This window comes from Pseudomonas sp. KH_027 (assembly GCF_057838565.1).
The window spans coordinates 2,555,501-2,570,324 of the sequence record NZ_CM174470.1 but is presented as its reverse complement, the minus strand read 5'-3'; the positions used below and the strand labels follow the sequence as shown (position 1 = coordinate 2,570,324).

Genomic DNA, 14,824 nt, shown 5'->3' with positions numbered 1-14,824 from the left:
CTCACTGCTCCTTGAAAGAACTGTCGACTCGTTCGATGAGGGGTTTCATCAGGTAGCTCAGCAGGTTGCGCTCACCGGTCTTGATGGTGACGGTCGCGGGCATGCCGGCGCGGATGCGGTTGGTGCCGAGCATCGACATCCCCTCCGGGGTGACTTCGATCTGCGCAAGGTAGAAGGGCTGTTTGTTTTCCTCGTTGATCAGCCGGTCGGCCGAGACGGTCAGCACCTTGCCCGGAATATTTGGGGTCTGCGCATGGTTGAAGGCAGGAAAGGCGATGATTACCGGCAAGCCTGGGACCATTTTATCGATCGCTTGAACCGGGATCATGGCGTCGACTTGCAAGGGTTCATTGCCTGGCACGATGTCCATGATTTTGAAGCCTGGCTGAATCACGCCGCCGATGGTCGAAATATTGAGACCTTGCACCATGCCATCGATCGGCGAACGGATTACGGTATTTTTAACTTGGTAATCGAGTGCTTGCAGGCGGTCGGCAAGCGCAGTGTTTTCCTTCTGTACGTCGGTCAGTAGCGATTGCACCTCTTTGCGGTAATCGTATTCGCGCTGCAGGACGCGCAGCTTGAGTTCGGCGATCTGGCTCTGGGTGCGCGCAATGTTGTTGAGGTTTTCAGCCTGCGCGGCGGACAGCTCGGCGTTGCTGCGTTCGAGCTCGAGCATGCGGTTGCGCGGGATGTAGCCCTCGGCCGCCAAGCTTCGGGCACCGTCCAGTTCCTGTTGTAGAAATTTCAGCTGGCCCGCGCGGGCGCTATAAATTCGCTGCAACCCCTTGATTTGCCCTTCGGCGGACTTGAGCGTCTCTTGCAGGATGCTGACTTCGCCGGCAAGCCCGGTAAGCCGGGTTGCGAACAGGCGGCGCTGCAGGGTCAGGGAGGAGACGAAGCGTGGGTCGTCCTTGAAGCGTGCGACCAGTGCCGGGTCGAAGATTACCTCGTGCAGGCCATCACGCTCTGCCTCCAACCGGTTCTCGACCGTTTTGCTGACGATGTACTGGGCACTGACCACGCCTTGTTCGGAGATCGCCTGAGTGGAATCGAGTCGTACCAGCTCCTGCCCCTTGCTGACACTATCGCCCTCGCGCACCAGAATCGAGTCGATGGTGCCGCCGGTCAGGTGTTGGATGGTCTTGCGGTTGCTCGTCACCTTGACGGTGGCAGTCGCGACGATCCCCGCATCCAGTGGCGCCAGCCATGACCACAGCAAGAAACCACCGAAGCCCAGCAACACCAGCAATATGCCCCAGCGCGCCGGTTTGCGGTCGTCGACGTCGATGCCGAGCTCGGCATTGGCCAGCACCAGGTTCTTATGCTCAATATTTAACGAGGTCATTTACTCTCTCCCCCTGACGGCAGCCAATGTCGGGGCGCCCCCATTCGGGAGCACGCTGGCTTGCCTGAGTGCGGCGAACACTTCGTCGCGTGGGCCGAACATCTGCATGCTGCCGTCGCGCAACATCAACACCTTGTCCACGGTGCTCAGTACGCTCGGACGATGCGAGATCAGTATGGTCGTAGTGCCGCTGCGTTTGAGATCCTCGAGTGCCTCGACCAAGGCCTTTTCGCCGGCGTCATCGAGATTGGCGTTTGGCTCGTCGAGCACGATCAGCGCGGGTTCGCCGTAGAGCGCGCGCGCCAGGCCGATACGTTGCTTCTGGCCTCCGGAGAGCGGGCTGCCATCGACGCCCAAACGGGTGTCATAGCCTTGGGCGAAACGCAGGATCATCTCATGCACGCCGGCGCGCTTCGCCGCGAGGATCGCCGCTTCGCTGTCGATCTCGCCGAAGCGGGCGATGTTCTCGGCGATGCTGCCTTCGAACAGTTCGACATCCTGCGGCAGGTAGCCCAGCCAGGGACCGAGCTCTTCCTTGTCCCAGATGAATACATCGGCGCCGTCGAGCCGCACCTTGCCGGCCTGGGTTGGCCACACGCCCACCAGCAGGCGGGCGAGGGTCGATTTACCCGAGGCCGAGGGGCCGATGATGGCAAGTGCCTCACCGGGCGCAAGGTTGAAATTCACCCCACGAATGATGGTTTGCGGGGTGCCGGGCGCTCCGGCGTAGGCGTTCTCCACGGCGAGCATGCCCATGGGGCGTTGCAATGGCATGGCCGGCGGGCGGGGAGGGAAGTCGTTGAGCAGCTGATTCAGGCGGCCCCAGGCTCCACGCGACGAAAGCAACTGCTTCCAGGCACCGATTGCCTGCTCGACAGGACCCAGCGCGCGCCCGGTCAGGATCGAACAGGCGATCATCATCCCCGGGGTGATTTTGCCTTCGATCGCCAGCAGGGCCCCGGCGCCGAGAATCAGCGATTGCAAGGTTATCCGCACGAAACGCCCAACCCCACTTATATAGGCTGCCCGATCAGAGGCCAGTGTCTGCATTTCCAGGATGCGCAGGTGGCTTGTGAACCAACGCTTGCTGATGGCCGGGAGCATGCCCATGGCTTCGATGACTTCAGCGTTGCGCAGGTTGTTATTGGCAAAGGTGCCGGAGACTTGCGAGGCCTGGTTCGCTTCGGCCAGCGGTTTCTTCGTGGCCACCTCGGTCAGGTAGGTCAGGGCAATGAGAATCAGCGAGCCGAACAGGGTCAGCAACCCGAGCAACGGGTGAATCAGGTAGGCAACCAAGAGATAGATAGGGGTCCAGGGTGCGTCAAAGAAGGCGAACAAGCCGTTGCCGGTCAGAAACTGGCGCACCAGAGACAGGTCCTGCAGCGCCTGTGCGGGGTTACCGCCTGCTCGGCCCAGGTTACGCTCGAAGGCGGCGGTAAAAATCCGGCGATTGAGGGTCATGTCGAGCCGGTTGCCGACCCGGATCAGTACCGTCGAACGCACCACCTCGAGCAAGGCCATCAGCATGTACAGCCCGAGCACCAGAACCGTCAGCATCATCAAGGTGGTGACATTGCTGCTGACCAGTGCACGGTCGTAGACCTGCAGCATGTAAACCGCAGGTGCGAGCATCAAGAGGTTGATGACGCCGCTGAAGCCGGCGAGTGAATAAAAGGTGCGGCGCAAACGAAACAAAGCATCCGCAAGCTCAGAACGTGGGTTCGACTGCTTATCCATCATCGTCATCCATTGCTGCAGATTTCAGGGAAATCCTGTGCGGCAAAAATCAGCTGACGGAACACAGAGGCTTTGCATTCTGCTGGCCGTCCGATCCTCAAGGATCATGTTCTGATCACAACCGCCCTAGCTGCTTTCAACACCAGAGTAGGTGAGGTTGACGGATCTGGTGAAAAAGCTTGTCACTTTTTCGATTCGTTGTTCTTAAGGTAAATTTTTATCTGTTGTAGAACAGTAAGTTATCTGTGTCTGTGCCGCTTGTCGTTGAGATTGACGGTTGCTTGACACTCATCATTGATGCGACTTAAGTCTAATTCAGGGCAACGGTTGATATTGTGAGCAGAGCTGACTAGGGGCGCTGCCATGGGTATCAACGTCCCTTGCTAGGGAGAACATCATGAGTACCGCCGCACACTTGCAAAAAGTGAGGGTGCTTTTCCCCAAACCCGTCTTAGCCCCCGAGTTTCATGGGCCACCTATGACCTGAGCAACATCACCGAGCCAATCGGTGTGGAGTTGTTAAGGGACTGAATTCCCCGGAGTCGAGCACTGCCGATCGCCTGCGATCGGTAAAGGACTCGTCATGGCCGCGATACCAAGTCCTGCAGTTCAATTTTTCATTGAGTCAACACCAAACCACGTGTTTGCAGACCTACTTAAAAAGCATGTGGTTTCCAGATTCAGAGCATTGAGGAAACAGCCATGGCCAATTTCATCAAGTCCGATCTCGATTTCATCCTCCAGCAAATCTTTATCGCAGAGGCTAATGCCGGCGGTGCGAGCATGACGGATTTGCTTCCGAATTCACTGGTTCCCCTTGGTTTGCGCACGGTCGATGGATCGCTCAATCACCTGGCTCCAAACCAGACTTTTCTGGGTGCAGCGGACACCGTCTTTCCACGTGTGCTCGATCCGGTATTCCTTCCAGGGTACGAGCAGACCACTGGCACGGTGGTTGATGGGCAGCCACGGGTGATTTCCAACCTGATCGTCGACCAGACGATCACCAACCCGGCGGCGGTGCAGGCTTTCGTCGACGCCGGGCTGGGTACCCTGGACGTCAACGGCGTCCTGCTGGATCTTGACGGTGTTCCTATCCCTGCCGGCCAGCCGCTGTTTATCCCCAATACCGCGCCGGATGCAGGTTTGTCGGCCGGCTTCAACGCCTGGTTCACCTTCTTCGGTCAGTTTTTCGACCATGGGCTCGATCTTGTGCAGAAGGGTGGCGGCACGGTATTCATTCCGCTGCAGCCGGATGACCCGCTGTTCAGTACCGCCCCAGGCGCGCTGAACTTTATGGTGTTGACGCGGGCCACCAACCAGCCTGGCGACGACGGCATTCTGGGCACCGCGGATGATGTGCATGAGCACACCAACCTGACGACCCCATTCGTCGATCAGAACCAGACTTACACCTCACACCCTTCGCACCAGGTATTTCTGCGCGAGTATGTCCTGAACGCCGCCGGTGATCCGGTCGCGACGGGACGCTTGATTACCGGTGCAGGCGACGGGATGGCGACCTGGGGCGATGTGAAAGCCCAGGCCCGCGATCTGCTCGGTATCATCCTCGACGATCTCGATGCCCTGGACCTGCCACTGTTGGCCACCGACGCCTATGGCAACTTCATTCCAGGCCTTAACGGTTTACCGCAGATCGTGACCGCGAGCGGCCTTGTCGAAGGCAATCTGCTGACGCCAGTGGATGCGTCTATCGGGATTCGCACCAATCACGCATTCCTTCTCGACATCGCCCATGAAGCCAACCCGCTGAACGCACAGACCGGTGCGCCTCTGAATGCTGACGCTGACGGCGTCATAGGCTTGTCCGAGCCGGGCACTTACGACAACGAATTGCTCGATGCGCACTTCATCGCTGGCGATGGTCGGGTGAACGAAAACATCGCCCTGACGGCCGTTCACCATGTCTTCCACTCCGAACACAATCGCCTGGTCGACCAGACCAAGGGTGTGATCCTGGAGGCGGCGGCAGCGGGCGACATAGCGTTCCTCAACCAGTGGTTGTCAGTGGCTGTTACCGCGCTTCCCGCTGATCTGTCGACGCTGGTGTGGAATGGCGAACGGCTGTTCCAGGCGGCGAAATTCGGCACCGAGATGCAGTATCAGCATCTGGTGTTCGAGGAGTTCGCGCGTAAAGTCCAACCAATGGTTGATGCCTTCCTGGCGCCCGATGGTTTCGATACCTCGATCGATCCGTCGATCGTCGCCGAGTTCGCGCACACGGTCTATCGCTTCGGCCACTCGATGCTGACCGAGACGGTCGACCGACTGGACCCTAATTTTGTGTCGAGCGAAATCGGCCTGCTCGAGGCGTTCCTCAACCCGCTCGCGTTTGCGCCCGGCGGCCTCACCGCCGATGAAGCCGCAGGCGCTCTGGTGCGTGGCCTGACCCGGCAACTGGGCAATGAGATCGATGAGTTCGTTACCCCCGTGCTGCGCAATAGCTTGCTGGGGCTGCCGCTCGATTTGCCGGCCCTCAATATTGCCCGCGGTCGCGATACCGGCATTCCGTCCTTGAATGCGGCGCGCCGTGAATTCTATGAAATGACCTCCGACAGCCAACTGAAGCCTTACATCAGTTGGGTCGACCTGATGCAGAACCTGAAGCACCAGGAATCGCTGATCAACTTCATCGCCGCCTATGGCACGCACGCCGACATTACCGCTGAGACGACGCTGGCGGGCAAGCGCGCGGTGGCTTTTGCCATCGTGTTTGGCGGCGCCGGCGCACCGATCGACCGTCTCGACTTCCTCAACAGCACAGGTACCTATGCCAACCTGGCCAATGGCGTGACCATCACCGGCGTCGATGCCATCGACTTCTGGGTCGGCGGCCTGGCCGAGAAACAGATGCCGTTCGGCGGCCTGCTCGGCTCGAGCTTCAACTTCGTTTTCGAGACGCAGATGGAGGCGCTGCAAAACGGCGACCGCTTCTACTACCTGTCCCGCCTCGCCGGGATGAACTTCCTCACCGAGATGGAGAACAACTCGTTCGCCAAACTGGTGATGCAAAACACCAACACGACCCACTTGCCGGCTGACATCTTCTCGACTCCGGCCTTTATCCTCGAAGTCAACCCGGCGCTACAGTTCACCGGCCTGAACGAACCAGGCCCGGACGGCGCCCAGGGGACTGGCGACGATGACGTGGGGGCGGACGGCATTGCCTTCAATTCCGACCCGCTCGGCGGCACCGCTCTGCTGCCGCTGGTGATTCGGGACAACCCCGCCACAGCCGCCGTCGAAACCAACTACCTGCGCTACACCGGTGTGGACCATGTGGTGCTCGGTGGCACCGCTGGGAATGACACCCTGATTGCCAGCATCGGCGACGACACCCTCTGGGGCGACGGCGGCAACGACCGGCTTGAAGGTGGCGACGGTGTCGACAACGTCGAAGGCGGTGACGGCGACGACATCATCACCGACCTGGGTGGCGACGACGTCCTCAAAGGCAATGCCGGCAACGACGTTATCCATGCCGGCAACGGCTTCAACCTGATCCTCGGTGGCGATGGCAGCGACTTCATCGTTACTGGCGAGGACGTTTCGGAGACCTTCGGTGGCCAGGGCAACGACTTCATCCTCGGTGCTCAAACGAACTTGCAAACCCTCGGTAACGAAGGCGACGACTGGATCGAGATCGGCACCTCGGATGGCGCCGCCGGCGACAACTTCGACCCGGAAGAGGACAGCATGATCCTCGGCCACGACGTATTCATTACCGGTGGTGGGTTTGACGAAGCCGAGGGTGAAAACGGCAACGACATCATGGTCATGTCCGACGGCGAGGACCACTTCAGTGGCGGCGGCGGTTTCGACTGGGCCAGCTATCAGAACGATCCGTTCGGTGTAACCGGTGACCTGCTCGTCAACGACTTCATTGAGCCGCCCGTGGCGCCATCCAACCAAGGCATCCTCGATCGGTTCGCCGAGGTGGAAGGTCTGACGGGGTCGGGGTTCAGTGACGTGCTGCGCGGTGATGATGCCGAGGCTCTCGATATCAACGTTGCGGGGCCACAAAACGGTGCGCTCAATACGAGCGGCATCGCTATGATCGACGGCCTGCAGGCATTCCTCAACCAAGTGTTGGGTGGGACTGTGACGTCGTTCGGCGAAGGCAACATCATTCTCGGTGGCGGCGGCAGTGACATCATCGAGGGCCGCGGCGGCAATGACCTGATCGACGGCGACCGCTTCTTGAATGTGCGGATCGGCGTATCGGGTCACCCGACTATCACCAGTGCTGCCAGTCTGGTTGAGCTGGTGCCCTATATGCTCTCGGGCGAAATCAACCCGAGCCAGCTCAGCATCATCCGTGAGATCAACATAGCGGCCGACGACTTCGACACGGCGATGTTCTCTGATATCCGTGACAACTACAGCATCGTCACCGACGGCAATGGCGTGACCACCGTTACCCACCTGAATGCGGGTATCGATGGGGTCGACCGTCTGAACAGCATTGAACGCCTGCAGTTCGCCGATGAGGCGGTGGTTTTGGCGCCCGGGCTCAATAGCGAGCCGCTGGGATCGCTGACCATCAGCGACAGCACGCCGGCGGTGAACCAAGTGTTGACCGTGTCGTCGGCGGGCATCAACGATGGCGACGGAATCGACAGCCGGTTCAGTTACATCTGGCAGGTCGAACGGATCGCCGGCTCGGGCATCTTCGAAGATATCCTGGCGCTCGGCGCCAACAACCCGGCGACAGCCAGCGGTACGACCTTCCGCGTGACGGCCGATCTCGATGGGCTGGCGCTGCGCGTTAGGGCTATCTACAAGGACGGCGGCGGTGTGCTGGAGAACGTGTACTCGACGCCGACCGCTGCGGTTGACGGCGTCATCGCCGTTGCGCCCGCTCCGGTCATTCCGGCCGAGAGCCCGGTCGTCAGCCCGGGTAACGGTTTGCACCTGATCCGAGGCGACCTGCAGTTCATTCTCGACCAAATCATCATCGCGGAAAGGAATGCGGCCGGTGAGGATATGCTCGACATTATCGGCAACTCACGGCTGCCGTTCGGTTTGCGTACGGTCGATGGGACATTCAACAACCTGGTGCAGGGGCAGACCAACTTCGGCGCGGCGGACCAACCCTTCCCGTCGCTGCTGGATCAGGATTTCCGCAATGATCAGGACGGCGATAGCTTCGATCCTGACGGCCCAGGGGGGCCGGCGCCGGTTAATACCAATACCAACTACGCCTCTACCGTTAGCGTCGTCGATGCCGACCCACGCATCATCAGTAACCTGATCGTCGACCAGACGATCACCAACCCGGTGGCCGTGGAAGCCTATGTCGCCGCGGGGCTGGGCACGCTGGACGTTAACGGTGTCCTGCTGGATCTCAACGGTGTCGCCATCCCTGCCGGTCAGCCGCTGTTTATTCCCAATACGGCGCCGGACGAGGGCCTGTCGGCGGGGTTCAACAGCTGGTTCACGCTGTTCGGTCAGTTCTTCGACCATGGCCTCGACCTCGTCAACAAGGGCGGCAACGGCACGGTCTATATCCCGCTGCAACCTGACGATCCGCTCTATGTGGAGGGCAGCCCGACCAACTTCATGATCCTGACGCGGGCCACCAATACCTTGGTGCATGCCGGTGCGGATCTTATTCTGGGGACATCCGACGACGTCCACCTGCACAACAACCAAACCACGCCGTTCGTCGACCAGAACCAGACCTACACCGCGCACGCCTCGCATCAGGTGTTCCTGCGCGAGTATGCACTCAACGCTGTCGGTGATCCGGTCTCGACCGGCCAGATGCTCGACGGTGCCAATGGCGGTTTGCCGACCTGGGCTAATGTCAAGGCGCAAGCCTTGATGCTCGGTATCACGCTCACCGACGCGGACGTTACCAACGTGCCGATGCTGGAGACCGATGCCTACGGCAAGTTCATTCCCGGTCCTAACGGCTTCGCACAGTTCGTAACCGCGACAGGTCTTGTAGAAGGGCAGGCTGGCGGTCTGGCGGTGCCCGCGAATGTGGTGCGCACCAACCACGCCTTCCTCGATGACATCGCGCACAACGCCAACCCGCGCAACTCGGCCGGAGCGCTGCTGACCGCCGATGCCGACACTGATGTCGGTAACGCGGTGGCGGTTGACCCGGTTACTGGGGCACGGCTGGAGTACGACAACGAGCTGCTCGATCGCCACTTCATCACCGGCGATGGGCGCGGCAACGAAAACATCGGCCTGACCACCGTGCACCACGTCTTCCACTCCGAGCACAACCGGATGGTCGAGCACACCAAACAGGTGGTTCTGGCCAGCAACGACCCGGCCTTCATCGCCCAGTGGCAATTGCCCGACGGCTCGTGGAATGGCGAGCGGCTGTTCCAGGCTGCGCGTTTCAGCACCGAGATGCAGTACCAGCACCTGGTGTTCGAGGAGTTCGCGCGTAAAGTCCAGCCGCAAGTCGACGTGTTCCTGGCCGAAGGTCAAGGCTACGACTCGACGATCAACCCGGCGATCGTCGCCGAGTTCGCGCATGTCGTGTACCGCTTCGGTCACTCGATGCTGACCGAGACCGTGGATCGTCTCGATCCGAACTTCGTGTCGAGTGATATCGGCTTGATCGAGGCCTTCCTCAACCCGGTCGCGTTCGATCTGGATGGCACTTTGACCGCCGATCAGGCGGCCGGGGCTATCGTGCGCGGCATGACCCGGCAGGTCGGCAACGAGATCGATGAGTTCGTCACCGAGGCGTTGCGCAACAACCTCCTGGGGCTGCCGCTCGATCTGCCGACCATCAACCTGGCGCGTGGCCGCGATACCGGCGTTCCGTCGCTCAACGCAGCGCGCAGGGAGTTCTACAACTCCACCGGTGACAACCAGCTCACGCCTTACTCGAGCTGGGCCGATCTGGCGGCCAACCTGAAGCACGAGTCCTCGGTGGTCAATTTCATCGCGGCCTATGGCACCCATGCCGAACTCACGGCCCTCGATGTCAACACGATGGCGGAGAAACGCGCAGTAGCCGTTGCCTTGGTGCTCGGCGGCAGTGCGGTGATCAACGCAGGGGGCGTGGGGGGCACCGAGAGAACATTCGTCGCCGATACCGCGGACCGCCTGGCCTTCCTTCACGGCACAGGCATCTATGCCAACCTGGCGAACGGCGTGACCACTACTGGCGTCGATGACATCGACCTCTGGGTCGGTGGCCTGGCCGAGCGGCAGATGCCCTTCGGCGGCCTGCTCGGTTCGACCTTCAATTTCGTGTTCGAGAGCCAGATGGAGAGACTGCAGAACGGCGACCGCTTCTACTACCTGGAGCGCACCGCCGGGCTGAACTTCCTCACCGAGCTGGAGAACAACTCGTTCGCCAAATTGATCATGGCCAACACCGATGTCACACGTCTGCCTGGCGATGTGTTCTCGACCCCGGGCTTTATCCTTGAAGTCGACCAGACCAGGCAGTTTAACCCGGACGTTGTCAATAACCCGGGCCTGGACGGCATACTGGGTGACGATCCCGCTACCCTCTTGGTTAATGAAGGCGCCGACGACATTGCTACTCCCAATGAAGATCCGCTGGGCGGCTCGGCTCTCGCTCCGCTGGTGAATCGCAATAATCCGTTGACGCCGGGCACCGATACGAACTACCTGAGCTATAGCGGCGACCAGCATGTCGTCCTCGGTGGCACCGACGGCAACGACATCATCATCTCCAGCGAGGGCGACGATACCCTCTATGGCGACGCCGGCAACGACCGCCTTGAGGGTGGTGCCGGTAACGACATGATCCTCGGCGGCTACGGCGACGACATCATCACGGACAATGGCGGCGACGATAACCTCCAGGGTGGCGAAGGCAACGACGCCATCCAGGGCGGTAACGGTATCAACCTGATCCTCGGCGGCTTCGGCAACGACTTCATCGTCACCGGTGAGGACGAGTCGGAATCCTTCGGCGGTACGGGCAACGACTTCATCCTGGGCATTCGCGCCAACGAAATGGTGTTCGGCAACGAAGGCGATGACTGGATCGAGAACGGCATGGCCGATGGCAGTGCCGGTGAAAACTTCGATTCTCGCGGGCAGGACGCAATAGTCGGCCACGACGTCTTCATGGGCTCGGCCGCATCTGACCGAATGGATGGCGAAGGCGGCGACGACTTCATGGCCGGCAATGGTGGCCCGGTAGACCGCTACGTTGGTGGCTCCGGTTTCGACTGGGCGATTTTCAAGGATGATCCAGCGGGTGCGGACGTCGACATGCGCCTGCGCGCCTTCGATGAAACACCGGTGCTGCCGTCGATCGGTTCGGTCCGCGCGCGGTACGAGTCGATGGAGGGGCTGTCGGGATCGGCGTTCAGCGATATCCTGCAGGGCGATGATAACGATGCGGTCGCGATTGCCGCTTCCGGTTTCACGGGCAGCGTGCTGACCAACATCGAACTCGTCAATGGCCTGCAGAACTTCCTCAATAACATGATCGGGACAGCTGCAGTACCGGTCGTCACCTCGTTCGGAGCAGGTAACATCATCCTGGCCGGCAATGGCAGCGACCTTGTCGAAGGCCATGGCGGCGACGACCTCATCGACGGCGACAGCTGGATGAACGTGCGCATCAGCGTACGTGACGGATCGGGCGCCGAGATCGGCACCGTCGACAGAATGACCGGGGTTCTGCAGAACAAGTCTGGGGCATTGGCAGGCACGCCGGCAGATCTCACTCTCGTGTCGGCTGTGTTTGCGGGAACCATCAACCCCGGCCAACTGGTCATCGTTCGTGAGATGCAGGCTGGGAATGGCGCCTTCAACTTCGACACTGCCGCGTACTCAGGGCTTCTCAGTGAGTACCAAGTCACAGAGATATTTAACGACAATGGCACCGCCGGTACGGCCGATGACTTTACGACCTACACCGTCACCGACACTGTCGAGGGCAGGGATGGAACCGACACCCTCATCAATGTCGAGCGGCTGCAGTTCAACGACCAATCGTTGGTTCTCGTCGACGGTTTGAATGCGGAACCGGCGGGTGTGCTGAGGATCAGCGATGGCTCGCCGCAAGTCGGCCAATTGCTGACCGTGTCGGCTGCCGCCCTGAACGATGGGAATAACGTCAGCGCAGCCAATCTGGCAGGCGCAGTCACAGGGCCAGTCTCGTACTACTGGCAGGTTGAGAATGTTCCCGGTAGCGGCATCTTTGAAGACATTCTCGTGGCCGCAGTGTTGGGCGACCAGCGCGTTGAGGGCACGAGCTTCACGGTGACCCCGGATCTCGATGGATTGGCGATCCGCGTCAAGGCGATCTACAAGGATGCCAACGGTGTGCTTGAAACCGCGACCTCAGCGCCGACCACAGCAATCACCGTGGGCGGCAACCTGAACGACCTGCCGGTCGGTACGGTGCTGATCAGCGATACCACCCCGACCGCCGACCAGCTGCTGACTGCGACACAGGCCTTCACCGACGCCGATGGAACCGCTGGCGTGGTCTTCAGCTATCAGTGGCAAGCAGGCAGCGGCACGAACTTCGGGGACATCGCCGGGGCGACGGCTGCGACCTTTACTCCGACCGCGGCACAAGTCGGTCAACAGCTGCGCGTCGTTGTGCGCTACACCGACAATGGCAACACCCTCGAGTCGGTCTTCAGCGCTGCGACAGTGGCGCTGGCGGCCAATCCATTCGCCGGTACCGCTGGCGATGATGTGATCGTTGGCACGGCTGGCAACGACGTGATCACGGGCCTGGGTGGCAACGACACGCTCAGTGGCTTGGCTGGCAACGATAGCCTGGATGGTGGTGCCGACAACGACATGCTCAACGGCGGCGCCGATCTCGACACGCTGGTCGGTGGCCTGGGTAATGATGTACTGATCGGCGGTTCAGGCAACGACATTATGTTCGGCGGCGCCGGCAGTGACACCTATGAAGTCACCGAGGCGGGTGATCAGGTGACCGAGTTGGCAGGGGAAGGGAGCGACACGGTCTGGGCTTATCTGGCGAGTTACACCCTGGGTGCCAACGTCGAGAGCCTGGTGTATGGCCCGGCGTTGGGCAACTTCAGCGGTACCGGTAATGGCTTGAACAACCTGATTCTGTCGGGTGGCGGCAACGACACGCTCAGTGGCTTGGGCGGCAACGACACGCTTAACGGCGGTGCCGGTACCGACATGCTCAACGGTGGTGCCGGTAACGACACCCTGAATGCAGGGGCGGGTAATGATGTGATGATCGGCGGTACCGGCAACGACAACATGTTCGGCGGTGTCGGTGGCGACACCTATGAAGTCACCGAGGCCGGCGATCAGGTGACCGAGCTGGCAGGCGAGGGCAGCGACACGGTCTGGGCTTATCTGGCGAGTTACACCCTGGGTGCCAACGTCGAGAGCCTGGTGTATGGCCCGGCGTTGGGCAACTTCACCGGTACTGGTAACGCCTTGAACAACCTGATTAGGAGTAATGCCGGCAACGACACGCTCAATGGTTTGGGCGGTAACGACACACTTAACGGAGGCGCCGGTACCGACACACTTAACGGGGGCGCCGGTACCGACATGCTCAACGGTGGTGCCGGTAACGACACCCTGAATGCTGGCGCAGGTAATGATGTGATGATCGGTGGTGCCGACAACGACAACATGTTCGGCGGCGTCGGTGGCGATACCTATGAAGTCACCGAGGCGGGTGATCAGGTGACCGAGTTGGCAGGGGAAGGGAGCGATACGGTCTGGGCTTATCTGGCGAGTTACACCCTGGGTGCCAACGTCGAAAGCCTGGTGTATGGCCCGGCGTTGGGCAACTTCACCGGTACCGGTAACGGCTTGAACAACCTGATTCGGAGTAATGCCGGCAATGACACGCTCGACGGTGGTGCTGGTAACGACACCCTGGCCGGTGGCGCAGGCAATGATGTGCTGATCGGTGGCCTGGGCAACGATACCTTCATGTTCGCTGCCGGCTTTGGCAACGACCTGATCCAGGGTTTCGACGCCGATCCGGCCGGTGGGCAGGATGTACTCAACATTGCCGCGTTGGGCATTACCGCCGCGACCTTTGCCGCCAACGTGACCGTCGCCGATGTTGGTGCGGACACCTTGGTGACGGTCGGTGCGGGGTCGATCCGCCTGGTGGGGATCGCCGATGCCACTACCGTGACTCAAACCGACTTTGGCCTGGCGGTATAAGGAGACCGCCGCACCAACGCTGAGCTGAAAGCAACTAAAGGTGTGTGGCTGATGCCACACACCTTTTTTTTGGGCTATGCCTGAGCCGGCTGTTGCAACACGTTGATCACGATCGAATTACCCGTCTGTGCTGCTCGTTGTGCTCTGTGGGGTCCCTGCATTCGCGAGGAGGCCTCTGTGTAAGCCAAACCTCCCTGTCAGCCTTGTCACGCCCTCGAAAGCGGTAACGTCAAGCGTGTCGAGCGCTCGCGCTGAGTGGCTCGCAACACTCATCGGCGCCTGTCTTTTCCCGACAACCTAGCCACTCGATAGTCTCTTGTTTTGCTCATTCGGAGGCTTTGGATACAGATGAGAGAGCGGTGAAACATTTTGAAATATTTGTTTGCGATTAGACTTTGGTCTGGAAATCTGCAAGTTTGAAAAAATAAAACATTACTTATCATCATCTTATTAAAGTAAAAATTTATAATATGGAAATTAGTCGTTTCATTGACACTGTGTTTGTGCGGAACTTAAGTAAGAGCACGTGTGGAAGCTGGCGTGCTTGTTGAGGTGCCAGAGAAGGCGCGAAAG

Annotated in this window: 3 protein-coding genes; 1 reads left to right on the top strand and 2 read right to left on the bottom strand. The window is 60.1% G+C overall.

Annotated elements, in window-relative coordinates; all coding sequences use genetic code 11:
* Position 1: 1 nt before the first annotated feature.
* Positions 2-1,348 (bottom strand): HlyD family type I secretion periplasmic adaptor subunit, encoded by a 1,347-nt coding sequence (locus tag AC3IYG_RS12085; protein ID WP_489308680.1) that lies wholly within the window; start codon positions 1,346-1,348, stop codon positions 2-4.
* The gene (locus AC3IYG_RS12080) at positions 1,349-3,085 is read right to left on the bottom strand and encodes a type I secretion system permease/ATPase (RefSeq protein WP_489308678.1); all 1,737 of its coding nucleotides are present in this window, start codon (positions 3,083-3,085) and stop codon (positions 1,349-1,351) included.
* A gap of 702 nt (positions 3,086-3,787) precedes the next feature.
* Between AC3IYG_RS12080 and AC3IYG_RS12075 the strand changes: the two genes are divergently transcribed.
* Positions 3,788-14,251, top strand: coding sequence for a peroxidase family protein (locus tag AC3IYG_RS12075; RefSeq protein WP_489308676.1), 10,464 nt, complete (start codon positions 3,788-3,790; stop codon positions 14,249-14,251).
* The last annotated feature ends 573 nt before the right edge of the window (positions 14,252-14,824 follow it).

What these genes read in the sequence shown, in the direction of transcription:
- AC3IYG_RS12080 (WP_489308678.1), bottom strand. Translation starts at nt 3,085, where the DNA reads ATGGATAAGCAGTCGAACCCACGTTCTGAGCTTGCGGATGCTTTGTTT.
- AC3IYG_RS12075 (WP_489308676.1), top strand. Translation starts at nt 3,788, where the DNA reads ATGGCCAATTTCATCAAGTCCGATCTCGATTTCATCCTCCAGCAAATC.
- AC3IYG_RS12085 (WP_489308680.1), bottom strand. Translation starts at nt 1,348, where the DNA reads ATGACCTCGTTAAATATTGAGCATAAGAACCTGGTGCTGGCCAATGCC.